Annotated in this window: 25 protein-coding genes and 2 pseudogenes; 15 read left to right on the forward strand and 12 right to left on the reverse strand. The window is 69.7% G+C overall.

Annotation, left to right across the window (positions count from 1 at the left end; translation table 11 throughout):
- Positions 1 to 38: 38 nt before the first annotated feature.
- Entirely contained in the window at positions 39 to 557 is a 519-nt protein-coding gene (locus ACQF4J_RS43920; protein ID WP_427168690.1) for a DUF427 domain-containing protein, read from the reverse strand.
- A pseudogene (locus ACQF4J_RS43925) lies at positions 555 to 839 on the reverse strand (UBP-type zinc finger domain-containing protein); the annotation flags it as partial. The pseudogene ACQF4J_RS43925 and the gene ACQF4J_RS43920, both read right to left, overlap by 3 nt.
- Positions 840 to 1050: 211 nt before the next feature.
- On the opposite strand from ACQF4J_RS43925, the gene ACQF4J_RS43930 reads away from it, so the two are divergent.
- A complete protein-coding gene (locus ACQF4J_RS43930; protein WP_351573841.1) occupies positions 1051 to 2040 on the forward strand; it encodes an aldo/keto reductase in 990 nt (329 codons plus the stop codon).
- Between the two features lie 22 nt (positions 2041 to 2062).
- On the opposite strand, the gene ACQF4J_RS43935 is transcribed toward ACQF4J_RS43930, so the two are convergent.
- Complete coding sequence (locus ACQF4J_RS43935) at positions 2063 to 2845, reverse strand: AraC family transcriptional regulator (RefSeq protein ID WP_351804056.1); 783 nt, start codon at positions 2843 to 2845, stop codon at positions 2063 to 2065.
- A 70-nt stretch (positions 2846 to 2915) separates the two neighbouring features.
- Here ACQF4J_RS43935 and ACQF4J_RS43940 point away from each other — a divergent pair, with 70 nt between their 5' ends.
- Together ACQF4J_RS43940 and ACQF4J_RS43945 are read left to right on the forward strand one after the other, a co-directional pair.
- Positions 2916 to 3734 (forward strand): phytanoyl-CoA dioxygenase family protein, encoded by an 819-nt coding sequence (locus tag ACQF4J_RS43940; RefSeq protein ID WP_427168301.1) that lies wholly within the window; start codon positions 2916 to 2918, stop codon positions 3732 to 3734.
- On the forward strand, positions 3731 to 4015 hold the full coding sequence (locus ACQF4J_RS43945; RefSeq protein WP_427168302.1) for a hypothetical protein: 285 nt from the start codon (positions 3731 to 3733) through the stop codon (positions 4013 to 4015). The genes ACQF4J_RS43940 and ACQF4J_RS43945 overlap by 4 nt, the downstream gene beginning before the upstream one ends.
- Positions 4016 to 4040: 25 nt before the next feature.
- Here ACQF4J_RS43945 and rox read toward each other — a convergent pair whose 3' ends face one another.
- Complete coding sequence (gene rox, locus ACQF4J_RS43950; protein ID WP_427168303.1) at positions 4041 to 5537, reverse strand: rifampin monooxygenase; 1497 nt, start codon at positions 5535 to 5537, stop codon at positions 4041 to 4043.
- Between the two features lie 423 nt (positions 5538 to 5960).
- On the opposite strand from rox, the gene ACQF4J_RS43955 reads away from it, so the two are divergent.
- From ACQF4J_RS43955 to ACQF4J_RS43970, 4 genes and pseudogenes are all read left to right on the forward strand, one after another.
- Positions 5961 to 7121 (forward strand): amidase domain-containing protein, encoded by a 1161-nt coding sequence (locus ACQF4J_RS43955; RefSeq protein ID WP_351573826.1) that lies wholly within the window; start codon positions 5961 to 5963, stop codon positions 7119 to 7121.
- Between the two features lie 155 nt (positions 7122 to 7276).
- A complete protein-coding gene (locus tag ACQF4J_RS43960) occupies positions 7277 to 8311 on the forward strand; it encodes a permease (protein ID WP_427168304.1) in 1035 nt (344 codons plus the stop codon).
- The gene (locus ACQF4J_RS43965; protein ID WP_427168305.1) at positions 8308 to 9054 is read left to right on the forward strand and encodes a TIGR03943 family putative permease subunit; all 747 of its coding nucleotides are present in this window, start codon (positions 8308 to 8310) and stop codon (positions 9052 to 9054) included. Before ACQF4J_RS43960 ends, ACQF4J_RS43965 begins: the two co-directional genes overlap by 4 nt.
- Positions 9055 to 9475: 421 nt before the next feature.
- Positions 9476 to 9970, forward strand: a pseudogene (locus tag ACQF4J_RS43970) (RNA polymerase subunit sigma-24); the annotation flags it as partial.
- A gap of 58 nt (positions 9971 to 10028) precedes the next feature.
- Here the strand turns inward: ACQF4J_RS43970 and ACQF4J_RS43975 are convergent.
- Positions 10029 to 11015 carry an L-threonylcarbamoyladenylate synthase gene (locus ACQF4J_RS43975; protein ID WP_351804050.1) on the reverse strand — a complete coding sequence of 329 codons (987 nt, stop codon included), beginning with the start codon at positions 11013 to 11015 and terminating at the stop codon, positions 10029 to 10031.
- 33 nt (positions 11016 to 11048) lie between these two features.
- Positions 11049 to 11255: a hypothetical protein gene (locus ACQF4J_RS43980; RefSeq protein WP_427168306.1), complete on the reverse strand. Its 207-nt coding sequence runs from the start codon at positions 11253 to 11255 to the stop codon at positions 11049 to 11051.
- Positions 11256 to 11260: 5 nt separating this feature from the next.
- On the opposite strand from ACQF4J_RS43980, the gene ACQF4J_RS43985 reads away from it, so the two are divergent.
- A complete protein-coding gene (locus ACQF4J_RS43985; RefSeq protein WP_427168307.1) occupies positions 11261 to 11497 on the forward strand; it encodes an RICIN domain-containing protein in 237 nt (78 codons plus the stop codon).
- 21 nt (positions 11498 to 11518) lie between these two features.
- Here the strand turns inward: ACQF4J_RS43985 and ACQF4J_RS43990 are convergent, their stop codons facing one another.
- The 3 genes from ACQF4J_RS43990 to ACQF4J_RS44000 all read right to left on the reverse strand — a co-directional run bounded on the left by ACQF4J_RS43990 (position 11519) and on the right by ACQF4J_RS44000 (position 14504).
- Complete coding sequence (locus tag ACQF4J_RS43990; protein ID WP_427168308.1) at positions 11519 to 12265, reverse strand: beta-glucanase; 747 nt, start codon at positions 12263 to 12265, stop codon at positions 11519 to 11521.
- A gap of 194 nt (positions 12266 to 12459) precedes the next feature.
- Positions 12460 to 14070 carry a cation acetate symporter gene (locus tag ACQF4J_RS43995; RefSeq protein ID WP_427168309.1) on the reverse strand — a complete coding sequence of 537 codons (1611 nt, stop codon included), beginning with the start codon at positions 14068 to 14070 and terminating at the stop codon, positions 12460 to 12462.
- Positions 14067 to 14504: a DUF485 domain-containing protein gene (locus ACQF4J_RS44000; RefSeq protein WP_351573802.1), complete on the reverse strand. Its 438-nt coding sequence runs from the start codon at positions 14502 to 14504 to the stop codon at positions 14067 to 14069. Before ACQF4J_RS44000 ends, ACQF4J_RS43995 begins: the two co-directional genes overlap by 4 nt.
- Positions 14505 to 14762: 258 nt before the next feature.
- On the opposite strand from ACQF4J_RS44000, the gene ACQF4J_RS44005 reads away from it, so the two are divergent.
- The 6 genes from ACQF4J_RS44005 (at position 14763) to ACQF4J_RS44030 (ending at position 18773) form a co-directional block, all read left to right on the forward strand.
- Positions 14763 to 15002, forward strand: coding sequence for a hypothetical protein (locus ACQF4J_RS44005; protein ID WP_200699468.1), 240 nt, complete (start codon positions 14763 to 14765; stop codon positions 15000 to 15002).
- On the forward strand, positions 15002 to 15379 hold the full coding sequence (locus ACQF4J_RS44010; RefSeq protein ID WP_351573799.1) for a fic family toxin-antitoxin system, toxin component: 378 nt from the start codon (positions 15002 to 15004) through the stop codon (positions 15377 to 15379). Before ACQF4J_RS44005 ends, ACQF4J_RS44010 begins: the two co-directional genes overlap by 1 nt.
- Before the next feature lie 141 nt (positions 15380 to 15520).
- On the forward strand, positions 15521 to 16213 hold the full coding sequence (locus ACQF4J_RS44015) for an SMI1/KNR4 family protein (protein ID WP_427168310.1): 693 nt from the start codon (positions 15521 to 15523) through the stop codon (positions 16211 to 16213).
- 154 nt (positions 16214 to 16367) lie between these two features.
- Positions 16368 to 16811 (forward strand): hypothetical protein, encoded by a 444-nt coding sequence (locus tag ACQF4J_RS44020; RefSeq protein WP_351573793.1) that lies wholly within the window; start codon positions 16368 to 16370, stop codon positions 16809 to 16811.
- Positions 16812 to 17325: 514 nt separating this feature from the next.
- Complete coding sequence (locus ACQF4J_RS44025; protein WP_351573791.1) at positions 17326 to 17571, forward strand: hypothetical protein; 246 nt, start codon at positions 17326 to 17328, stop codon at positions 17569 to 17571.
- A gap of 347 nt (positions 17572 to 17918) precedes the next feature.
- On the forward strand, positions 17919 to 18773 hold the full coding sequence (locus ACQF4J_RS44030) for a GAF and ANTAR domain-containing protein (RefSeq protein ID WP_427168311.1): 855 nt from the start codon (positions 17919 to 17921) through the stop codon (positions 18771 to 18773).
- Between the two features lie 146 nt (positions 18774 to 18919).
- Here the strand turns inward: ACQF4J_RS44030 and ACQF4J_RS44035 are convergent, their stop codons facing one another.
- From ACQF4J_RS44035 to ACQF4J_RS44045, 3 genes are all read right to left on the reverse strand, one after another.
- Positions 18920 to 19342 (reverse strand): fatty acid desaturase, encoded by a 423-nt coding sequence (locus ACQF4J_RS44035; protein ID WP_351573785.1) that lies wholly within the window; start codon positions 19340 to 19342, stop codon positions 18920 to 18922.
- A 232-nt stretch (positions 19343 to 19574) separates the two neighbouring features.
- Entirely contained in the window at positions 19575 to 20246 is a 672-nt protein-coding gene (locus ACQF4J_RS44040; RefSeq protein WP_427168312.1) for a class I SAM-dependent methyltransferase, read from the reverse strand.
- Between the two features lie 29 nt (positions 20247 to 20275).
- Positions 20276 to 21913 (reverse strand): LuxR C-terminal-related transcriptional regulator, encoded by a 1638-nt coding sequence (locus ACQF4J_RS44045; protein WP_427168313.1) that lies wholly within the window; start codon positions 21911 to 21913, stop codon positions 20276 to 20278.
- 245 nt (positions 21914 to 22158) lie between these two features.
- On the opposite strand from ACQF4J_RS44045, the gene ACQF4J_RS44050 reads away from it, so the two are divergent.
- A complete protein-coding gene (locus ACQF4J_RS44050; RefSeq protein WP_351573776.1) occupies positions 22159 to 22470 on the forward strand; it encodes a WhiB family transcriptional regulator in 312 nt (103 codons plus the stop codon).
- Positions 22471 to 22761: the final 291 nt, after the last annotated feature.

Here is a 22761-nt window from a genome sequence, read left to right on the forward strand (position 1 = left end):
GGAGCCGTGCCGTGGCTCGGAGCAGCCTCCCCGCCGCTTCACCACAACCGCGTGCCCGGCCCGCCCTTGAACGGCCCCCGCACCTCCGACGTGATCCAGCCGCCGTAGAAGTCGCCCTCCTGGGCCGTGACGTCCTCTCCGGCGACCGCGCAGCGGTCCATGCGGCTCGGGTAGAAGGCGAAGAAGTCGGTGAGAGCCGCGTAGTCGGGCTCGGGACGGGGATAGCTCCAAGCGGCGCGGGCGCGTACGTCGTCTCCCACGACGACGTCCCAGTAGCGGGCCGAGCCCTTCCACTCACACCAGGTCCGGCCCGAGACCGCCGGGAGCAGAAACTCCGTACGGACGTCCTCCGGAGGGATGTAGAACACCGGGGGATGACTGGTCTCCAGCACCCGGACCGACCTCCTGGTCTCCGCCACCACATGGCCGGCGCACTCGACACGCACGAGGCGGTCGTCCTCCCGTACGGCGGGCGGCCGCGGGTAGTCCCAGACGGACTCGGGCGGCCGCGGGGCGGGGTGTGGCACGACTTCTTCGGGCAGCGGGTCCAGGTACACCTCGTCCTCGTAGCACCAGGCCCATTCCTGGCCGCGTGCCAGGGAGCGTGCCACCGGGTGGCCGCTGGAGTCGAAGTGCTGCGTGGCGTGAGCGCCGGGGGAGCCGTCGCTGCAGCCCACGTGACCGCAGGTCAGGCAGAGCAGCAGACCGTCCGGTGCCCGTCCGCGCGCCGCGCAGGGCGGGCAGGTCTCACTCAGCTGCGCCGGGTCGGCCGTCCAGGCATGGGAACAGGAAGTCCCCGAGGGCCGTCCACCGTCGGGTAGGGGCACCCACTTCGTCATCGGTGATCACCGGCCGGTGAAGTGCTGTTCACGATCTCTCCTCTGCCGTCCCTGTCCTCCCCCTTGCTTCACCCCCACCCCGCGCAGGGGATGCAGACGGTGAGCATGTGTGAAGCACATCGAGCACGTTGGACTTGCCATGGAGTGCGCTCCAAGTCATAGCGTCGAGGACGCAACGGCGCACAAGGACCAGGAGAGGCTGGGACACGACATGCAGAAGCGTAGTCTGCGGGATTTGCGGGTATCGGCGATCGGCCTGGGGTGCATGGGGATGTCCGCCTTCTACGGGTCCACCGACGAGGCGGAGGGCATCGCGACCATCCGGCACGCCCTCGACCTCGGAGTGGACTTCCTCGACACCGCGCAGATGTACGGGCCACTCACCAACGAGTCCCTCGTCGGCGAGGCGGTCCGAGGGCATCGCGACGAATACGTGATCGCCACCAAGTTCAACTACCGGATGGACGACGCCGTCCCGGGCGACATCAGCACGGTCGGGCCGCAGGACGGCTCGGCTGAGCACGTCCGCAGCTCCGTCCACGGCTCCCTGAAGCGTCTGGGGACCGACTACATCGACCTGTACTACCAGCACCGCGTCGACCCGAACGTGCCCATCGAGGAGACGGTCGGCGCGCTGGCCGAACTGGTCGCCGAGGGCAAGGTGCGCCACATCGGGCTGAGCGAGGCGAGCGCGCAGACCATCCGGCGCGCTCACGCCGTGCATCCGGTCACCGCCGTGCAGAGCGAGTACTCGCTGTGGTCGCGGGACGTGGAGGCCGAGGTGCTGCCCGCCTGCCGGGAGCTGGGCATCGGCTTCGTACCGTACTCGCCGCTCGGCCGCGGCTTCCTCGCCGGGCGGTTCACCTCCCCGGACGACCTGGACGCCAACGACTGGCGCCGCCAGAACCCCCGCTTCCAGGACGCCAACCTGGAGGCGAACCTGCGGCTGGCGGCCAAGGTGAAGGAGATCGCCGCCGAGAAGGACGTGACGCCGGCTCAGCTGGCCATCGCGTGGGTGCTGGCACAGGGCGACGACCTGGTGCCGATCCCGGGCACCAAGCGCCGCACCTATCTGGAGCAGAACGCCGCAGCGGTCGACATCGTCCTGACCAAGGACGATCTGGCGCGCATCGACGCGGAGCTGCCGGAGGCGGCCGGTGAGCGCTACGACGAGGCGGGCATGCGGTCCGTCAACCGGTAGACACCCGAGGCAGGCGGCCTCCTCATCCTCCTGAGCGCCTCACGGCACGTGGTGAGGCGCCCAGTTCCCGGTGGCAGGTCTTGTTGAACGCCTGCAGGTCGGGGATGCCGACGGTCGCGGCGATCGCCGGGATGGCGAGCGTGGTGGCGATCAGGAGGTGCCGGGCGCGTTCCATCCGGCGGTGCCGGATGTAGCCGATGACCGTGAGCCCGGTGTCCTTGCGGAACAGGCGCGTGAGCTGAGTGTGGGAGATTCCGGCGGCACGGGCGATGTCCGGGACGCTCAACTGCTCCGCCAGATGCTGCTCGATGTGGGCCATGGCCGCCCGCAGGGCGGGGTGCCGGGCTCCCTCCCCGTTTCCGGGTGTGCGGGCGAGGGCGGTCATGCGCCACAGCACGGTCCAGAGTTCCGCGGCGGCGCGTGCGGGGGAGTGCGTGCCCGCCGCCACCGTCTGCCGCAGCATCGCGGTGAGCAGCGCGGCGTCCGCGCCCGCGTCCTGCATCGCCGGGACGTGACGCCGCTCGCCGTTTCCGGGCAGTGCGAAGTGGGCGTACAGGTGCTGGGAGGGCGTCCGGTCGTAGTGGAAGTGGACCTCTGTGGCGGGCGGTACGAGGCTGACGTGTCCGGGGCGGATCGGATGCCGGAAGCCGTCGAACTCCAAGGTCCCGGAGTAGGCGTAGAGATGGAGCTGCCACAGGTGCGGCAGCCGGAACACCTCGTGAGGCCCGGCGTGCCCGTGGATGCCCACCCCCGCGTTCTTCACGTGCGGAGGCAGGTCGAGGGCCAGCTCCACGAAGTGCGTCATGGCGGAAAATTACCAGCGATCGCTGATTACAGCCCACGACAGCCCAGACGTCTCTTTCTACGGTTGCCGTATGTCAACCACACGACAACTGCTGAGTTCTGCCCAGGTGGCGCGGTTCGTGGCACACGGTTTCCTGCGCCTGGACGGCGTCGTGCCCCGTGAACTGAACGAGGAGGCGCTCGGCGTCTTCGCCGAGGGACTGGCACCGGTTCCGTACGGTACGGCCGTACCGAAGGCGTTCCCCGAGGGATCTTTCGCCCGGCGGCTCGTCGAACTGCCGTCGGTCGCGGGCGCTCTGGAGAGCCTGGTGGGCCCGGATCCCACGGTCGACCACCACTTCGTGCACACGCGTGAGCCGCACGAGGGCAGTGCGCAGCCCCTGCACGCCGACGCCCTCATCGACCTGCGGACCGACGCCTTCGACGTGCAGCTGATGTACTACCCGCAGGAGGTCACCGCGGACATGGGCGGCACGCTCATCGTCCCGGGCAGCCATCTGCGGCGCATCAACGAGTCGGACACCGGCCGGTACCAGAACCTGCGCGGCCAGACCCGGCTGACCTGCCCGGCCGGCACGGTCATGCTGCTGCACCACGGCATCTGGCACGGCGGCCGCCGCAACGACAGCGACACCGTCCGGCACATGTACAAGATCCGTTTCAACCCGACCGTGCCGCAGACACGGCTGTGGGACACCACGGACCTCCACGACCCGGCTGTGCGCGAGGAGTTGGGACGGACCTTCCCCTGGTACGAGCAGGCCACCGGCCGTCTGGAGATCCACAACCGGATCAGGCTCTGGCGGGTCCTGTCCGCCGACCCCGACTTCGACATCGAGTACTGGGCCACCCGGATCTCGAACCGACCTGCGCAGAGGAGCCACGCGTGACCAGCCCGAACACCGTACGGCAGCAGGTCCTCGTCCTGTACCTGGGCACGTCCGCCCTGGACTCCCCGGTCATCGGATGGGCCCGATACGACGGCACCGGCACGACCCGGCCCACCACCGGAGACGACGACCAGCCGCCGTACGAGACCGGCGTCGCCGCACTCCAGGACGGCTGGCGCCTCTTCCAGGCCGCTCAGCTCATCCCCCCGTACCCGGGGGGAGAGCACGAGACGTCGTTCCTCAAGCACGAGTTCTTCTTCGAGAGACTCGTGGCGGCGTGAACCGGATCCGACGCTGCCGCCGTCCTCAGTCGGTGGGTGTGCCGAACCAGCGGGAGAGGTGGCCGTCGAGGTCCTGCTGATCGTCCCCGATCCAGGCGACGTGGCCGTCGGGGCGCAGCAGGACGCACGGGACATCCAGTGCCGCGGTGGGATCGGCGACGTGGTCGACCCGGTCCGACCAGCCACCGACGCTGAGGCGTTCGGTGCGGTCCAGCAGCAGACCGCGGCCGCGGTGGAGCAGATCGTAGAGACGGCCCTGTCTCACGTCGATGTCCCGCAGGCGGCGGCCGAGCAGGTCCGGGCCCGCGCCGAAGTCGTAGCGGATGCCGATCGCGGTGATCTTCTCGGTCAGGTGGCGGTTCACCCCGTCGAAGTCCATCAGTTCGGTGAGCAGCCTGCGCACGGCCTGCGGGCCCGGTTCGGTGGAGTGCAGTTCCATCTGGGCGCGGGTGTTGTCGAGTACGTCCTCGGCGACCGGACGACGTTCGCTCTGGTAGCTGTCCAGGAGTGTTTGCGGTGCCCATCCGCGGATCTGTGCGGCCAGTTTCCAGCCGAGGTTGAACGCGTCCTGGACGCCCAGGTTGAGTCCCTGTCCGCCGGTGGGCGGATGGATGTGTGCCGCGTCGCCGGCCAGCAGCACCCGCCCGACCCGATAACGTTCGGCCAGCCTGGTGGCATCTCCGAAGCGGGACAACCAGCGCGGGGAGTGCACGCCGAAGTCGGTTCCGGCGACGGCCCGCAGCTGTTGTCTGAAATCCTCGAGGGTGGGCGGTTCCGCGCGATCGTCGACCCCCGCGGCGGGCACGATGACGCTGTAGATCTTCTCGCCGAGCGGCCGCAGCCAGAATCGCTGATGGGTTGCGCGGATCTCGTTCACCCTGGCGGCGATCTCCTCCTGCGGCATGTCCACTTCCAGCTCGCCCATCAGCGTCTCGTTGCGCGAGGGTTCGCCGGGGAAGCCGACGCCGAGCAGTTTGCGTACCGTGCTACGGCCGCCGTCGCAGCCGACGAGATAGCGCGAGCGCAGCCGTTCGCCGTCGGCCAGTTCGACGGTCACACCCTCGTCGTCCTGCTCCAGATCGGCGACCGCACAACCGTGCCGGACCTGCGCACCCAGGTGGACCGCGTGTTCCTCCAGCAGGCGGACGACGGTCGGCTGCGGGATGCCCAGCAGATAGGCGTGCGCGGAATCCAGGTCCTTGGGCGCGGGTTTGGCGATGGCGGCGAAGAAGCCGCCGGCCGGGCGCTGCCGTCCGTGGGCGAACATGCGCTCCAGGAGTCCGCGCATGGCCATCAGCTCGACACTGCGCACATGCAGACCCACGATGCGGGCGAAGGACACGGGCTCGGTCTCCCGCTCCAGGACGAGTACCCGTACATCGTGCAGCCGCAGTTCGGCGGCCAGCATCGCGCCGGTCGGCCCGCACCCGGCAATGATCACGTCGTACATGAGGGGCGTGTGGACGGCGCGCCCTGGGGTCCTTTTCGACGACGGCTCGGCGGTGAACTGCACAGAGTCCATTGGTGTTGCCTTTCGGGAGTGCCTTGTGGTGGGGGCGCTCCCGACGACACCTACCTCAGTCGCCGGCCGTGACCACACGGGGGAGCACCCACGTCGATACAGCGTTCATGGGTCTCACCTCCTCGGGTGGTGTCACGATCCACTGCAAGCTACAAGCCCGGGCATCGCCCGTCCAACGCTTTTCGCGGGGGAGCCGGAACGGTGGCCTGTCGCGCAGGGCGGCGTCGGCCAGGTCGACGTATCCGGACCCGGCGTGGTCGACGGCCGTGCGTCGGCGGCTACTTCGCCGGTTTCACTGACGCATCCCCCTTCACAGCAGCTACACACGGCGTGCGAAGATTCCGTCGCCCGCACGTACATCGGTGTGCCGGCAGAGGGGAAAATCGAGTGAAATCAAGGAAACTGAGCCGCAGACGGCGTCACGTGACCATAGTGACGGCGGCCGCCGCATCGGTGGTCGCCGGTGCGGCGCTGCTGCCCAACTGGAGTGCGGGTGCAGCGGTCGGGACCGACCAGCCGACCGTGGACCCCGCGACCAAGGCCACCTTCCAGCGGCTGGCCGACGCGGTCTTCACCGAGCGTACGGACGCTCTGCTGGACAGCGGCAAGGGGCAGCACAAGCCGCTGTCGTCCCGCTTCTCCGGCGACGTGAGCATGTCCTCCACGCTGTCGGACGGCGAAAAGTCCGCTCTGTCCCAGCTGCGGAACCGCAAGTCCCGTCTGCGGGCGCTCGGTGAGAGCTACAGCGCGGGCAACACGAAGGTCTCGCTGGACAAGACGGTCGTCCAGGGCCGGCACGCCACGGTCCAGGTCACCGAGACGACCACGCTGACCTACAAGAAGGTCGGCGGCAAGAAGGTCAGCGGCAACGAGCCGAAGACGACCGGCTTCCAGGCTCACCACCGGCTCACCTTCACGGCCGACGCCAACGGCAACTGGCAGCTGTCGAACATCCGGGAGACCGACGCGGGCTACCTCGCGGTCAACCAGCCGGCCAAGCCGTCCATCAAGGCGGCGCCGACCACCGCCGACGACAACATGCCGCAGGCGGCTCGCTCCGCCACCACGTGGCCCGCGCCGGCGAACCCGAAGAACTTCTCCGCCAGCGGCTACGACTACAAGGCGATGGCCGCGTACGCGGAGAAGTACTGGAGCAACTACAACCCCGCCTACCCGAACTTCAACGGTCAGGGTGGCGGAGGCGACTGCACCAACTTCGTCAGCCAGTCGCTGAAGGCGGGCGGCTGGAAGCACGTTCCCGGCTACGTGTACGACTACACGAAGTGGTTCGGCAACTCCGACATCCAGTCGGACTCGTTCGTCGGCGTCAACGAGTTCTCCTGGTTCGCTCTGAACTCGAAGCGAGTCACCAGCCTTGCCAACGTCTACCAGCTGGACGTCGGCGACGTGCTGCAGATGGACTTCGACAAGGACGGGTCCAAGGACCACACGATGATCGTCACCTACCGCAGCCCCCAGGGCGTGCCGTACGTGACGTACCACTCCACCAACACCTACCGCAGGTCGGTGGCCAGCATCGTCGCGTCGTATCCGAACTCGGCGTACTACGCCTACCGGACCTGACCGGTGCGTGACCGGGGACCGGGCGACCGGTCCCCGACTTCACCGGGGCACTGTGGTGCCGTGCGGTGGCGTCGTCGCCGAGGTCGGCGTGTTCTTGATCCGTGTTCGTAGGCGCCCGCTATGTTTGCCCCGATCACCCGACAGGCGGAGCGGCGATGCAGCGAACAGCGGAACGGGCGGAGGCGGCCGAGCAGGCCGATTCGGACAGAACGGCGAAGGACGAGGCAGCCCCCGGCTGGCCCCGGAGCTGGCCGCTCGTCCTTCTGGCTGCGGCCATCGTCCCCGGAACGGCGCTGTACCTCGTGGGCAAGGGCTTGCAGACGCCCGCGATGCAGGCGTGGCGGACCGTGTGCCTCGCCGTCACGGTGCAGGCACTGCCGTTTCTTCTGCTGGGCACCGCGTTGTCCGGTGCCATCAACGCGTTCGTGCCCGCTCGGGTGTTCAGCCGCGTGCTGCCGCATCGCCCGGTGCTCGCCGTGCCGGTGGCCGGTCTGGCGGGAGTGGTCCTGCCGGGCTGCGAGTGCGCGTCGGTGCCGGTGGCGAACAGTCTGATCGGCCGGGGCGTCACGCCCGCGGCCGCCTTCGCGTTCCTGCTGTCGGCGCCGGCGATCAACCCCGTGGTGCTGACGGCCACCGCTGTCGCCTTCCCCGGGCAGCCGGGCATGGTCGCCGCCAGGCTGCTGGCCTCGCTGGTCACGGCGTCGGTGATGGGCTGGCTGTGGTTGTGGCTGGGCCGCGCCGAATGGCTGCGCCCGGCCGTACGGCACACCGGCCACGAGACCGGGGCCAACCGGTGGCGGGAGTTCCGGGCCGGTTTCCAGCACGACTTCCTGCACGCCGGCGGATTCCTGGTGGTGGGCGCGATGGCGGCGGCCACGTTCAACGTGGCGGTGCCCCGTTCCGTGTTGGAGACCTTCTCCGGTTCGGCCTGGTTGTCGGTGCTGTTCCTGGCCGGGCTGGCGATCGTGCTGGCGGTGTGTTCGGAGGCGGACGCCTTCGTGGCCGCCTCACTGAGCGGATTCTCGCCGGTCGCGCGCCTGGCGTTCATGGTGGTCGGCCCCATGGTCGATCTGAAGCTGATCGCCCTGCAGACGGGCACCTTCGGCCGGGCCTTCGCGATCCGGTTCTCCGCCGCCACGGTCGTCGTCGCGATCCTGTCCAGCGCGCTGATCGGGGGAGCACTGCTGTGAGACGTCCGCTCCAGATCACCCTGCTCGCCCTCAGCGGGATCGGCCTGCTGCACATCGCCCTCTTCACCGACCTGTACCTGCGCTATGTCAAGGAGGGGATGCGCCCGCTGCTCATCGCCTCCGGCGTCGTCCTGATCCTGCTCGGCGTGGCGGACGCGGTGTCGTACGGAAGGAGCGACAAGCACGACGAGCACGCCTCTCATGGCGAGGGCGGCCACGGGCACGACCATTCCGGCGCACCCCTCGTCGCGTGGCTGCTGTTCCTCCCGGCTCTGAGCCTGCTCCTCTACGCGCCGCCCGCCCTCGGCGCGTACACCGCCTCGCGTGAACCGGCCAAGGCGGTCAGACACCAGGACGGATTCGACCCGCTGCCCGCCACCTCGCCGCTTCCGATCACGCTCACCGACTTCACCCTCCGCGTCCAGCAGGACCGTACGCGGGCCATCAAAGGACGCACGGTCCAGTTGAGCGGTCTCGTCACGCCCGGCAAACAGCGTGGCAGCTGGTACCTGACCCGCATCATCATTTCCTGCTGCGCGGCCGACGCCCAGTCCGTGAAGCTACGGATCTACGGCTCGGCCCCGCCCGCCGACACCTGGGTGTCCGTCACGGGTACCTGGCACCCCGGCGGAACCCTGGGGACCAGGACCGCGTCCGTCGCGCTCGACGCCCGTTCCGTGGGGGAAGTCGCCAAGCCGGTGAACTCGTACACCGACGATCTTCCGTTGGTCCCCACGCGATAAGCAGGCGTCCGTGCCGACTGCGGGGGCGAGGCGGCCGTGGGTGTCACACGTGTGGGCCGGGCGGTGTCTTCATGCCGAACAGCCTCACCGGCACCCACACAAGGAGACACGACATGACACTGCGCCTCCCGAAGGCCGAGCTCCCCGCTGAGCTCGCGCAGAGCATGATCAAGCAGTTGGGCCTCGTGCCCGAGAACGTCGAGGTCTCCTGGCACAGTCCCCGGGTGACGCAGGACAACCTGGAGTTCGGTGCGAGGGTGGGGGCCTGGGACGGCGTCGACCCGGGCCTGAAGTCGTTCGCGCACATGGCCGTCGCGTCGCAGGTCGGCTGCAGCTGGTGCCTGGACGTCGGCTACTTCCAGGCGCGGAACGCGAACCTGGACCTGACCAAGGCGAGCCAGGTGCCACGCTGGCGGGAGGCGAGGTCTTCGACATGCCCTACGACGAGGTCGCCGCAGCCGTGGGCAAGACCCCCGCCGCGGTCCGGCAGGTCGCCCGGCGGGCCCGGGCGCACGTCGCCGCTCGCCGGCCACGCGTCGAAGTGAGCCGGTCGGAGCACAGGACCGTCGTGGACCGTTTCATCGCCGCGCTGCACACCGGGCGCATCCAGGACCTCCTGGAGATCATGGCGCCGGATGTGGTCCTCATCGCCGACGGCGGTGGGATCACGGCCGCCGCTCCGGCCCCCCTCCACGGTGCCGAGCTGGTGGCGAAGATGCTCGCGGGCACCGATCGGGCAGCCTTCGAGACCACGGCGGTATGGCTCAACGGCGCCCCCGCCATCCGGATCGCGTCCGACAGCGGAGGGGCCGCGGTCAGCCTCGTGGTCGAGAACGGGCGCGTCACCCGGATCTACGCGACATCCAATCCGCAGAAGCTGTCACGGCTCGACAAGCCGACGGATCTCACCAGGTAGGCACCGGCGCGGGGTGCCGAGGCCCACGCAGAGGGCGTCCTGGTCACGGGGGCGTCCGTCAGACGCTGCTTCGGGGCCCCGCGGCGCGGCGGAGGCGGTTGGCGATCGCCAAGCCCAGTCCTTCCTCCACCGGCAGGGAGGCCACGATCAGGTCGCAGCCCTGTCGGTCCAGCTCGCGAAGGAACCCGAACAGGCCCTGAGCGTAGTCACTCATCGAATCGGGGACCGGCACCACGGCGTGGGCCTTCAGCGAGCCGTCGGCGAAGGAGGACGGAAGGAAGACGCCCACCTGGTGCCCCATTGCCTGCGCGCGCTCCGCTTCGGCGACGACGTCCTCGGGCTCCACGAGGACGACCCGCGCGCGTGGCGCGTAGTGGGACGGATGCTGGCCCGGCACCCGGATGTCACTGCTGGTGGGAACCGCGAGCGGATACCCCAGCACCGCTTCGAGATCCTCTCGCGTGACTCCGCCGGGCCGCAGGATGCCGGGAAGCTCTCCCGTGGCATCGACGATGGTCGACTCGACGCCGACCTCGCACCGGCCGCCGTCCAGCACACAGTCGACGGCATCGCCGAGCTCGGCGCGGACATCGTCGGCGGTGGTGGGGCTGACGGAGCCGAAGCGGTTGGCGGACGGGGCGGTGACACCGCCACCGAAGGCCGACAGCAGCGCGAGGGCGACGGGGTGCGCGGGCACGCGCACGGCCACCGTCTCCAAGCCGCCCGTCGCCTCAAGAGGCACGCGGGGACCGCGCCGCAGGACCAGGGTGAGCGGCCCGGGCCAGAAGTGCTCAGCCAGCAGGCGAGCCGTTTCGGGCACGTCCTTCGCCCAGTCGTCCAGCTGCTCCGCGCCACCGATGTGGACGATCAGCGGGTGGGACGGCGGACGTCCCTTGACCTGGAAGATGCGCGAGACGGCGGCGGGGTCCTCGGCGTTGGCGCCCAGTCCGTAGACGGTTTCGGTCGGAAGGCCCACCAGGCCGCCGGCGCGCAGCACACCGGCTGCCTTGTCGATATCACTGAAGCTTGCCGTCACTCGCGCCATTCTAGGTGCGCCGAGGACCGCCGCCGGCCATGATCAAACGCGCCGGTGTACCGTTCCCGTGGGGTCCGCAGCCCAGGACGCCAGCAGGCGCAGGCTGTCGTGGGTCGGGGTGCCGGCTTCCGCCGTCCACACGATGATCTGCAGGTCGGGGTCGGCGGCCCAGGTCACGGCGTTCCAGTCGAGATACAGGTCCCCGACCACGGGGTGGCGCAGGTGCTTGGTCCCGGTGTCTCTGGACATCGCGAGTGGTTCCACGGCCGCCGGGGCCGCCGTCGTCCAGAGCACACCTTCCAGCGGCGACTCCCAGAAGTGGACGCTCACCGCTCACCGACGCGGGCAGCGGCTACTACAAGGTCAAGAACGCGGGCAGCGGTCTCAGTGTCGGCGTCGCCCAGTCCTCCACCAGCGACGGTGCCGCCGTCATCCAGTGGAACGACCCGAGCGTCGACGACCAGCTCTGGAAGATCGTCCGCATCAACTGACCCGACGAACAGAGCCGCCTGCTACGCCGGGCCGGTGCCGATCCCCGACGAGGAGCCGGTTTCCGTCGCCGGTTCGCTGCGGGCGTCCGGGACTGCCGGGTGCGGCACGGTGGGCGCCGACGGACGGTGTACGGTCAGGGTTTCGACGCGGTAGGACAGTTCGGTGGCCGTGGGGTCGGGGCGCGGGTGGTAACGGCCCGCGCAGACCGAGAGGTTGACGATCAGGTAGGCGTGCCAGCGGGCTCCGACGCCGTGGCCGTCGGCGAAGACCTGCGTCCCGTTCAGGGACCACACCACATCGCGGCGGCCGAACGTGACCTGCAGGTCGATGGTCGCGCCGGGGCCCACCGCGGGGTGCCGCAGGTAACTGTGGCCCTGCCGCACGTGGTTGGAGAGTTCCAGGAGGTCCGGGTTGTCGGGGTGGTATTCGAAGACGTCGACTTCGTTGCCTCCGTCCCGCCAGGTCCAGATCGCGGGCCAGGCGCCGAGCCCGGTGGGCAGGCAGACCCGGGCCTGGAGCCGGTCGCCGGTACGGACCATGAAGCCCTCGTCGCTTCCTTCCGTGGTGAGCAGACCGGCGTTCCACCAGCCGTCCGTTCGACGGGTGGCGCGGAACGTGCCGGTGCGGGAGTAGGCCGGGTCCGCGGTGAGGTAGTCCAGTTTGTTGTCGCCCGGGTTGGTCGGGCCGCCGTCGGGATAGGCCCACGAACGCCCCGCGACCCACTGGCGTTCGGAGGTGAAATCGGCAGTGAAGACGACATCGCTCACGTGCGTGCTCCGTGGTGGCCGAAACGGCGTAGGGATCGGCCGAGTGCTGCCCGTGCGGGGCCCCGGCCATGCGGTGGCCACAGCACCGCGCTCTCATTTCGTTCCCCCGGGTGAGCAAGATGTGCCCCGCGGTCGAACGCTCGGATGAGACGCGAATGCGGGCGCGCCTCCTTCGACCCCGGGTGAGGTGCCGCTCATCCCGTCCCGGGCCCCGACGGCCCGGCCAGGAGAAGATGCTCCATCGCCTCGTAGCGGTCTCCTTCTCGCACGTGTGCCCGTCTGCGCGTCAGCAGGGTGCCCAGTACGCCGCACAGGAAGCCCACCGGTACCGAGACCAGGGCGGTGGTGGTGAAGGGGAACCAGTTGAAGTCGGCCTCGGGGAAGGCCGATTGCGGGCTTCCGGAGACGAGGTTGGTGCCGGTGATGAGGACGAGAACGCTCAGCGTGCCGCCGATGAGGGTGCACAGCAGGCCGGTGCGGGTGTAGCGGCGCCAGAAGAGGCTGAAGACGAGCGCGGGGGCGATGGCCGAGGCGCCCAGGCAGAAGGACAGGATGGCGAGCGGCTGGAGACTGCGGTGCTGGGCCGCCACGGCGAGCAGAATCACCGGGAGACCCACGGTGAGTGCGGCCAGCCGGGCCAGTGCCGTCTCCCGCTGCGGCCCCATGGGGCGGCGCGTGGCGGCGACGTCGTGGGCCAGGGAGTTGGCGCAGGCGAGCGTCATGCTGGACACGGAGGCCAGCAGCGTCAGGAAGATCGCCGTGGTGACCGTGGTGAACAACAGGCTCTCCGCATGGGAGAGCCGCATCCCGAACGCGGCCCGCGCGCCCAGCAGATAGGCGGTGTTGCCGTGTGCGTCCGCGGCCGTGACGCCCGTACGCCCGATCAGGGCCGTCGCTCCGACGGCGATGACGATCACGACGGCCATGAACAGGGCCACCGTGGAGACCGCCCAGCTCATCGCGCGCCGGACCTGGCGTGCGCTGCCCGCGCTGTACATGCGCATGGTGACGTGCGGCAGACAGGCGCCCCCGAGCACGATGGCGCACTGGGTGCTGACCATGTCGAGGTCCCTGTGCGGGCCGCCCGCGAACTGCAGACCGGAGCGCAGGTAGGCGTCACCGGCTCCGCTGTGCCGCGCGGCTGTCTGAAAGAGGCTCCGCGGGTTCCAGCCGAAGGTGTGCAGGATGAGCCCGGCGACGATCAGCCCGGACCCGAGCAGCATCACCGTCTTGAGGATCTGGATCAGCGCCGTGCCCCGCATGCCCCCGATGGCCGCATACGTGATCATCAGCGCGCCGGCTCCGATGACGCAACCCGTCCGCATCGCACTGTCCGTGAAGCCGAGCACGTACGCCAGCAACTGCCCCACACCGGCGAGTTGTACGACCATCATCGGCACCAGTGACGTCAGGGTGACCACACAGGCCGTGATGCGCACGGCTCGGCCCGACAGGCGTCGGCCCAGCGCGTCGCCCATGGTGAACCGGCCGGTGTGATGCAGGGGTTCGGCCAGCAACACCATCAGCAGCAGCAGCGACAGCAAGGTGCTCAGAGCCAGTACGACACCGTCGTAACCGCACAGCGCGATGACGCCGCCGATGGTGAGCACGGTGGCTGCGGAGATGTAGTCACCGGCGATGGCCAGGCCGTTGCGCAGGGGCGACAGGGATCGGTAGCCGGTGTAGAACTCGGCGAGGTCGTCTCGGTCCGGGCCGGTCAGTACGCACAGCAGCAGGGTGAGGGTGACGACCGTGCAGAACGCGACGAGGGACCAGGACTGCGCGGTGCCGGAGAAGTCCGTCACGGCCGCCCCTCCCCGTCGTCGGCGCCGCACGCGTACCGGCGTACGCGCCGGGCGAGGGGGTCGACGTACCGGCGTGCGGTGAACTCGTAGAGGAGCACCGCCAGCCAGGTGACGGGGAGTTGGGCGACGGCGAGCAGAAGGCCGGTGGGCAGCCCGCCGGGTGCGGGGCGGGTCATGAGTGAGGGGAGCCGGACGGTCAGGGTGAGGAAGACGGCGAAGTAGCCCAGTGCGGCGAACGTCGCCACACGGCGCAGTCGGCGGCTCGCCCGTCGCAGCAACCGCAGATCGCGGTGTGGGCCCGTCCACGAACGGACGCGGGCCGGCACCCGGACCTCGCTCGCGCGATGCGACTGAGGGCCCGGGCCCCGGGTGGGAAAGGCGTGCCGGGCGGGCCGGTGCTGCGCCGGGTGTAACTCGGAGCTGTCGGACGACATCCCAAGATCTCCTGGTGGTCGGGGCCCAAGAGGTGCGGACCGCGGGCGTGGGGGAGCGGTTCGGGATTCCGCACGTTATGCGGCCCGCGGGCCCCGCGCAGCGGCTTCCGGGGAAGTGCCTGGTGGCGCCCGGTTCCCGCGCTGACCTTGGGTGTTGCGGGTGTGGCGAGTGTGGCCGAGGTGCCAAAGCGGGTGCGCCGACGGTGTTGCTTACGGCTCCGGCTTCTCTGTGCGGTAACAGCTGTTACCATGTGGTGCATGGCGAAGACACAGCTGGGTGCCCGCGTGGACGAGGACGTGGCGGAGCTCGCGCGGAAACGCGCTGCCGATCTGGGGCTGAGTATCGGCGACTACCTCGCCAGGCTGGTGCAGGACGATGCCAGCGGTCTGCGTGCCCGGGCGGTGGACGCGGCTTCCCGCTTCCTGGCCGAACACCAGAGCGTCTTCGACGAGGCCGAAGAGGCCCAGCAGTCGCCCGGGGGAGCGCGCGCGGCCTGATGGACCTGCACATCGACGTTCCCTGGATCCTTCAGGTCGCCGAGGCCGCCGGGGCGGACGATCCGGCTCCCGACGACTACGGCGTTCCCGTCTCGGCGGTCGCCCGCCACCGGGCCGAGCTGTTCGAGCAGCCCGTCTACGACGGCCCCTACGCCAAAGCCGCCGCCCTCGTGCACACGCTGGGCCGGTGCCGCTGGCTGGAGCGCTCCAACATGGCCGTCGCCGCCGCCTCCGGCGTCATGTACCTGGAAGCCGCCGGCGTCACCGTCAAGCCCGCCCGCGAGGACGCCGTCGCCCTCAAGGACCTGCTGCTCGATCCCACCTGCACCGCCGGGAGGATCGCCGCCTTGCTGCGGACCTGGCCGACCGCCACGTGACGGCGACACGGCGGTGGCCTTGGCGGGCGACGTACGGCCGGCGGCCGATGGAATGTGTCGAACTGCAGCGCTGCGAAAGTCGAACTCCAGCGCAGTGAAAATCGCGTGTCTCCGCGCTTGGTGTACCACTAGCGTGTGCCCATGATCGAGGACATGTGGGCGGGGGTCAGGGAGCGGGTGCTCCGACTGGCCGACCACCCCGGGGCGTCGAAGATCTTCGGCGCGCGAGGCCACGGCTTTCGGCTGAGTCCGGTCATGGACGACGCGGAGCTGCGGGCGCTGGAGGCGGACCTGGGGATCGGCCTGCCGGTGGAGTACCGGAGCTTTCTGCTCCGTGTCGGAGGCGGCGGCGCCGGCCCCGACTACGGCCTCTTGACGCCGGTTTCGGGCGACGACGGGTGGCAATGGCGCGGCGTCGGACTCGCCTTCCCCGGGCAGCCCACCATGGCCCGGTTCGCCGGACAGCCCTTCGTGGCCGAGGCGCTGCAGAAGGAACTCGACTCGCTCGAGACGCAGGAGCCCGAGACGGACGCCTTCGCGTCCGACGAGGCGTTCCGTCGCGCGTACGCGGCATGGGACGCACGCTACGAGGAGCTGAGTGACGCTCAGGAGGCCGGAGCGGTGTTCCTCAGCGAGCAGGGATGCGGCTACACGTCGCTGCTGGTGATGACGGGCCCGCACCGGGGTGCCATCTGGGAGGACCTGAGGCCGGCGGACCTGGGTATCAGGCCGTCCGGACAGAACTTCGCCCAGTGGTACCGGAGTTGGCTCGAGCGCACGGAACAGCGGCTCCGGGCCCTACCGCCGGCACAGCAAGACCCGGATCGGGTCTGACCGACACCACTCCGTCGCGACCACTCCCATCTCGACCACTCGGTCAGCGCCACCGACCCCGTTGAGTACGACTGATCGCGTACGGATAGTTTCTATCCAGCAATGGTTGGCATATAAATCTCTCAGGGTTCCGGTTGTCTACGAGGGAGCATCAGTGGCGTGGTTCTCGAAGCGAAGACGGGACGAACCTGCCTCCGACTTCAAAGATGCCCCCGCGGCCATTGAGCTGAGTCAGGCGGACTTCCGCATCCTCGTCCGCGTGATCGAACATGCCAGAAAGCGGATGGAAGCCATCGGCGGCAGTGACGCCGACACGATCCGCAACGCAAGCGGTGTCGAACTCCTGCCGATGCTCTACCCCCGCGTCGGAACAGCGGTCGCTCGCGGCCACGCGGTGGCGATGCTCGTGTCCGAGATCCGGCATGTCGAGGCTGCCGTCATCAACCTGGAGTCCTACGGCGGACACGAGACCGTCCTCGTAGAGGGCTACGCCCTCTTGAAACGGCTGGACGCACTCAAAGAACAGGCCCGAGTGGCAGAGACGGTCGATGGGATTCTCACGCTGCCGCGCCCCACGCCGCACGCTCCTTGCACCTGAACCAGATCAGTCGGTTCGTCGCAGAACCCTGTGCTCAAACGCGCGCCGCACGAATGTTGCGTAGTGGCCACAGTGTCACGAGGTGTTTGCAGGACCGTGGGCGCACTGTCACGGACAGCAACCAGGCCGGGCCGGTGCCGGTTGGCAACGTCATGAACGAGCACCCCCAGCACGATGAGTACGTTTCCGGCGTGCGCGCCGGACAGGTCGAGCCCTTTGCTCATGACGACGGCTGCTTCGCGAGAGCCGATGCGGAGTGTTCCTGGTGCGCCCAGATGCAGGCCGCAGAGGAGGCGGCCGCCTGCCTCCGCCGACCGGAAGGGCGCGCGTCCCAGCGCCCGTGATCGTGATCGTGATGCAGCGCCGCATGTTTGTCGCCGCCTGCACAGCGGCGGATATGACAACCATCGGATTGCATCCTTCGCGTGGTAGCTCGCGCAGACCGCAACTGACAACCGGCCAACTCGCCTCTCCCACATCGACAACGACACCCCCCGTGAGCAAGGAGCGCGGTATGACCCTGACGACCGACTCGTTGATCAGCACTCTCCACACCGACGACCACCTGCTGCCGCCCCCCAACCCCGCGCACCGGCTGCCCCGTCACATCGAGCCGCGTGATCTGCGCCGGCTGGAACTGCACGCGGTGCTCACCGCGGCCGGCATCGCCCCGCTGCCCGGCGACTGCGAAGCCATCGACCAGATCAGCGCCCTGCCCGCAGAGGTTCATCAAGCCCTGCACCGCTGGCTGACCGCGTAGACGGCCGCCGACCGGTCAAGCCCTGCGGTCGGTTCGGGCCGTGCACCGCAGCCACTCGCCACGACGTCCTCGCACTCGCCGAGGGCCGGATCACGACTCCCACCAGGCGCGTAGGCCGGAGACCGGTCGGCACACGGACTCGACGAACCAACCTCGCCCTGAACCATCCTCCTCGCCCCCTGTATGCCACTGCCGGGCCAAGTCAGCACACCTCTCCTGAGAGCTGTAGCGCGGGCATGCATACAGTGGGGCCAGGTGTCTCGGCCGGAGGCACCGCATGATGCGCTCGTGCGCGCGGCGCAGCCGTGTGCTGTCGTACGGCCGCAGCGAAGATCAGGAGGCCCGACGTGAGCGAGTACCCCAGTAGTCCTGTCGAGCCGTCGGACGGGGAGCACCCCGGCACCGAGGACGCCGTACAGGACACCGGGGAGGACGCGATCGGGCAGCGGAACCGGAGACTGGCCCACACCGGTGTCGCCCGCGCCGAGGAACTGCTCATGTCGCGCTACGGGATCCCCTCCCGGCAGGAGGCCTTCGACCTGCTGCGCACTACTTCTCAGCGATTCAACATCAAGCTCCATGTCCTTGCCGACGTCGCGGTGCGCCTTCCCACCCCCGAGGCGCAGGCCCCGCACTGGGCGCCGAGCCGTCCTCGCAGACCGGAGCCGTCGATGCCCGCGCTGCGGGCGAGCGGACCGGGACGAGTCGGCTACGGCGCTGTCCTCAAGACCGCCCTGGAGCAGACGCTGCGCCTCACGGGTGCCGAGATGGGCAACGTACAGCTGGTGGAGAACGGCATCCTGCGTATGGAGAGGCATACCGGCCTGGACCGGCCCTTCACCGACTACTTCGCGTTCGTCGCGACCTCTACGACCTCCTGCGCGCAGGCCGCCGAAGAGGTCCGGCAAGTCACCGTCAAGGATGTCGCAGCTTCCGACGTCTTCGACGAAGGCTCCCGCAAGACGATCCTGGACGCCGGCAGTCAGGCCTGTCACAGCGTGCCGCTGCTCGCTCCGAACGGCGCGGTGAGGGGCATGATCTCCTCCCATCACGAACGGCCGCTGAACGATCTGTCGCCTGACCGCCTCGGCGCGCTGCACGAACTCGGCAGGCAGGTCGGCCTGTGGCTGTCGTGGCACCGCAGCACCGTCGTCCCCTCCGCCCTCGACCACCTCCACCGAACCGTCACCGGCAGAAACTGACAGTCCGTCGTTCCCGGGGAAAGGGGCTTGAACGGGTGCCGGAGCACCGCCTTTGAGTCATCAGCCTCCTCCAAAGGCCACAGATCTTCCTCCTCGGCCTTGGAAGTGCTGATCGGCATCGCGTACTGGTTCGCCCTGCTCAGCCGTCAGCCGGCGTGGCGAGCGTCTGGCCGGGTGTCCGGTGCCGCGGCGGACGCTGCCTCCGTGCCGCCGAAGAGGCGGCGTCGCAGGGGCGGATGGAGGTTTGCCCGGGTCAGGTCACTGTCGTAGTGCGCCATCAACCTGTGGTCCATCACCCGGCGCCACAGCGGCGGGAACCAGGCCAGCACGATCATGGTGGCGTAGCCCGAGGGGAGTTGGGGCGCCTCGTCGAAGTGGCGGAGGGTCTGGTACCTGCGCAGCGGGTTCGCGTGGTGGTCGGAGTGCCGCTGCAACTGGAAGAGGAAGAGGTCGCTGACCGTGTTGTCGCTGTTCCAGCTGTGGCGGGGGGCCACGCGTTCGTAGCGGCCGTCCGGTCGGCGTCGGCGCAACAGGCCGTAGTGCTCCAAGTAGCGCACAGCGCAGTCCACGCACTGACAACCTTGCTGTTACGGGGCTTCCAGCACCCAGAGAGGGTAGGCAGGCGCCGGATGGCCAACGTTCCCATGGGAACGTTGGCAACGGAGGCGACGCGCGGATGCGTTCACGAAGACCAGGTTCGGTTTCCGGCCCCTAGAGGCGTCCGAGGGCAGGACCACGACGGCGACGCCCAGGTATCGGCCTCGGCTGAGAGGACCGGAGTCTTCCCTCTGGCAGAGCGTGTCAGCCGGTGCGCCGTACCAGATGGAACGTGGGCGCCGCCTTGCGCAGCGGCGCCGGCATCCCCTCGGTCGGTGCCGGCTCGCTGTCGATGAAACGCCAACCGGGGAACGCGGTCTCGATGTCCGTGGCGTCGGCGCCGCGTGGCAGTGGTTTCGGCACGGCGCCCGGCCGGAACGCGAGCAGGATCATCAGAGCGTCCGGCGCCGCCACCGCGGTGGCCGAACGCCCCATGGCGGCCCGCTGTTCGTCGTCCAGGCCGTGGAAGCAACCGATGTCCAGCAGCAGGCCGTACGGACCTTCGACCTCGGTGCGGTCCAGCGCGGTGACGTCGCCCTGAAGGACACATGCCTCGACGCCGGCGTCGGCCACGCGGGCGCGGGCGCGGCGCACGGCCTTGCCGATCAGCTCCACGCCGGTGACCCGCCAACCGCGCTGGGCGAGGGTGACCAGGTGCAGCCCGGATCCGCAGCCCAGGTCGAGTGCGCGTCCCGGTCCGCCGAGTTCGGTCTCGGCGCGGGCGATCAGCTTGTCGAGGGCGGCCGCACCGCTGGTGCCGGCCCGCTCCCAAGGCGTGAGGTTCAGTGCGTACGCGACGGCATATCCCCTGCTCATGTCGGCTCCCGGGTCGAATCGTTTGTGGTGACCGTAGGAGTTGGACGTGGTCGTCCGCATCGGCAGAACTATGCAGATCGCCCTTGGATTCAGACGAGGTGGTGTTCGTAGGCGAACGCGGTGGCCGCGGCCCGCGACGACAGGTCGAGCTTGGTGAAGATGTTCGCGACGTGCCGGGCGACCGTCTTCTCCGAGAGGAACATCGCCTCGGCGATCGCCCTGTTGGTGGCGCCGGTCGCCACCGCCCTGAGGACCTCGACCTCCCGCAGCGTCAGCCCAGCGGGACGGGCGGGTGGTGCGGACCGGCGGGCCAGGCCGTCCATCCGCTCGACCTCCGGTACGGCACCCAGTTGCTCGAACGTCCAACGGGCCGCGCCGAATTCGAGTTCGGCGCTCTCGTGGTCACCGAGAGCCCGGCAGGCGAGGGCGATCAGGGTGCGGCAGCGGGCCTCGTCGTAAGGGGCCGGAATCGCCTGGGCCAGCGACCGGGCGCGGCGCAGGCAGGGCAGCGCCGCGGACGGGTCACCCTCGGCGAGCCGGACGGCACCGACGGCCTGCTGGGCTGCCGCGTCGAGCAGCGGGGCGGACTGCCGGCCGGAGACCTCGACGAGCTCCTCGGCCGTGCGCCGTGCCGCTTCGACGTCGTCGGCGGCCAGCGCGATCTCGACGTGCGCGGGCAGCAGGCGTGCGCGCAGTGACGGACGGCTCGCTTCGTCGAGGGCGCGGCGGATCGCGGCGAGCGCTGCGCCGGTTCGCCGTTCGGCGAGGCGTAGCAGGGCGAAGCCGGGCTGCGGGTCGTGCCCGACGCGGATCGCCGCCTGGTACGCCGCTTCGGCCGCGACGAGGTCGCCACGCAGCCGCAGCAGCTCACCGCGCTGGTAGAGCGCCATCCCGGTGGCCGGGTCACCAGTGAGGGTCTCGGCCTGCGCGCAGGCGCGGGCGACCTCAGCGTCCGCCTCCGGCCAGGAGCCGGTGAGCTGGAGGATTTCGGCGCGGTGGACGGTGCACTGCCCGCGGTAGGGGACGAGGTCCGGTTGCGCCGCGCACCACCGGCTCAGCGCGCTGGTCCACTCCCGACTGCGGCGCAACTCGAAGACGTCCCGGCAAGTGTTGATCACCGCGCAGTAGACCAGGCCGACGAGCTGCGGCGAGACGTCCTCGGCGGTGGTCACGCGGACCATCACCTCGTCCAGCTCGGAGAGACCGGCTTCGACGGCGCCGCTGCCCACCAGGGCCTGGCCGTGCGCGTTGTGGGCGAGGACGGCCAGATCAGGGTCGCCGAACCGCCCGGCGTACCCGATCGCCTGCTCGGCGACACTGAGAGCGGTCGGTAGGTCGTCGGCGAAGAACGCGGCCATGGCGCGGGGTACGAGCAGGAACCCGGTCCACACCGAGTCGGTCACGGTATGTCCGTCAAGGACGCTGCGAACACGTCCGAACCATCCGCCGCCGCGGGCCGCCTCGCCGCGCAGCGTGAGTGCGAGTGCCAGCCAGTACGCCGCGCGGCAGGCGCCGTCGACGTCTCCCGCCCGCGCGTAGGCGTGGTGCGCCCGCTCGCGCGCGGTGTCGGACTCGGCGTCATGCCCGGTCAGGAACGCGGCGAGCCCCCACCGTTCCAGGTCTACGGCGGTGAGATCGGCGCTCGCCGCGGCGGCGAAGAGGTCACGGGCGGCGCCCCAGCGATGCTGGGCGTACTCGGTGCGCGCTGCCTCCGGACCTGCCGTCACAGCGAGGATGATATGCGGGGCGATGCCCACGCCGAAGGCATCACGACCGACGGCACCCGCCTCCTCCCGGCGGAGTCGTCTTCAGGCGCCCCGTAGTCGCTCGCCTCTCAGGAGGCAAGCTTCGGTCACCCGAAGGTGTGACGGAGAGGAGCAGTTGCAGGAACGATCCGCTCGACGACGTAACGTCATATGCCTGTTGCTCAGGGCAGCAGGCAACTCGCAGGATGAATCAGGGGAGAAGCGAGATGGCGAAGACGGACTGGAGTGAGCAAGGGTTGTGCAGGACGGCTGACCCAGACGCCCTGTTCGTCGAGGGTGGCGCACAGAACCGTGCCAAAGCGCTGTGCAGCGGCTGCGGTGTCTGGACCGAGTGTCTCGCCTACGCCTTGGACCAGCGCATCGAGTTCGGCGTATGGGGCGGCATGACCGAGCGGGAACGCCGGGCTCTGCTGCGCCGACGGCCGACGGTCATCTCCTGGCGGCGCCTGCTGGAGACGGCCCGTAGGGAACATGGACGCAGCGGTGCGGTCGCGAACGCCGTCCGGCAGGCGAGCTGACCTGAAGCGAGCCTGTCGCCCCGCCCCCAACTCGGACCCATAGCCAGCAGACCGCCGTGCACAGCGGCTCCAGGATGCTTCCGTCCATGACGGCCACCTCACGGAGATCGACGATGAGGAAGGCGCGTCCGCTTCCGGCGCGCGCGTCATCCAGGGCGCGCGTCAGCAGCCCCGGTCATCGGGTTCAGCTCGGCGCGGGCACACACCATCCGGCATTCAGCCCTCGTCCCAACCCGGCCGATCACCTCCGCAAACCCGAACTGTTCGACCGGAGTTCACGACGGGCGGCTG

This window comes from Streptomyces sp. C1-1, assembly GCF_050214755.1.
Taxonomy (GTDB): domain Bacteria; phylum Actinomycetota; class Actinomycetes; order Streptomycetales; family Streptomycetaceae; genus Streptomyces.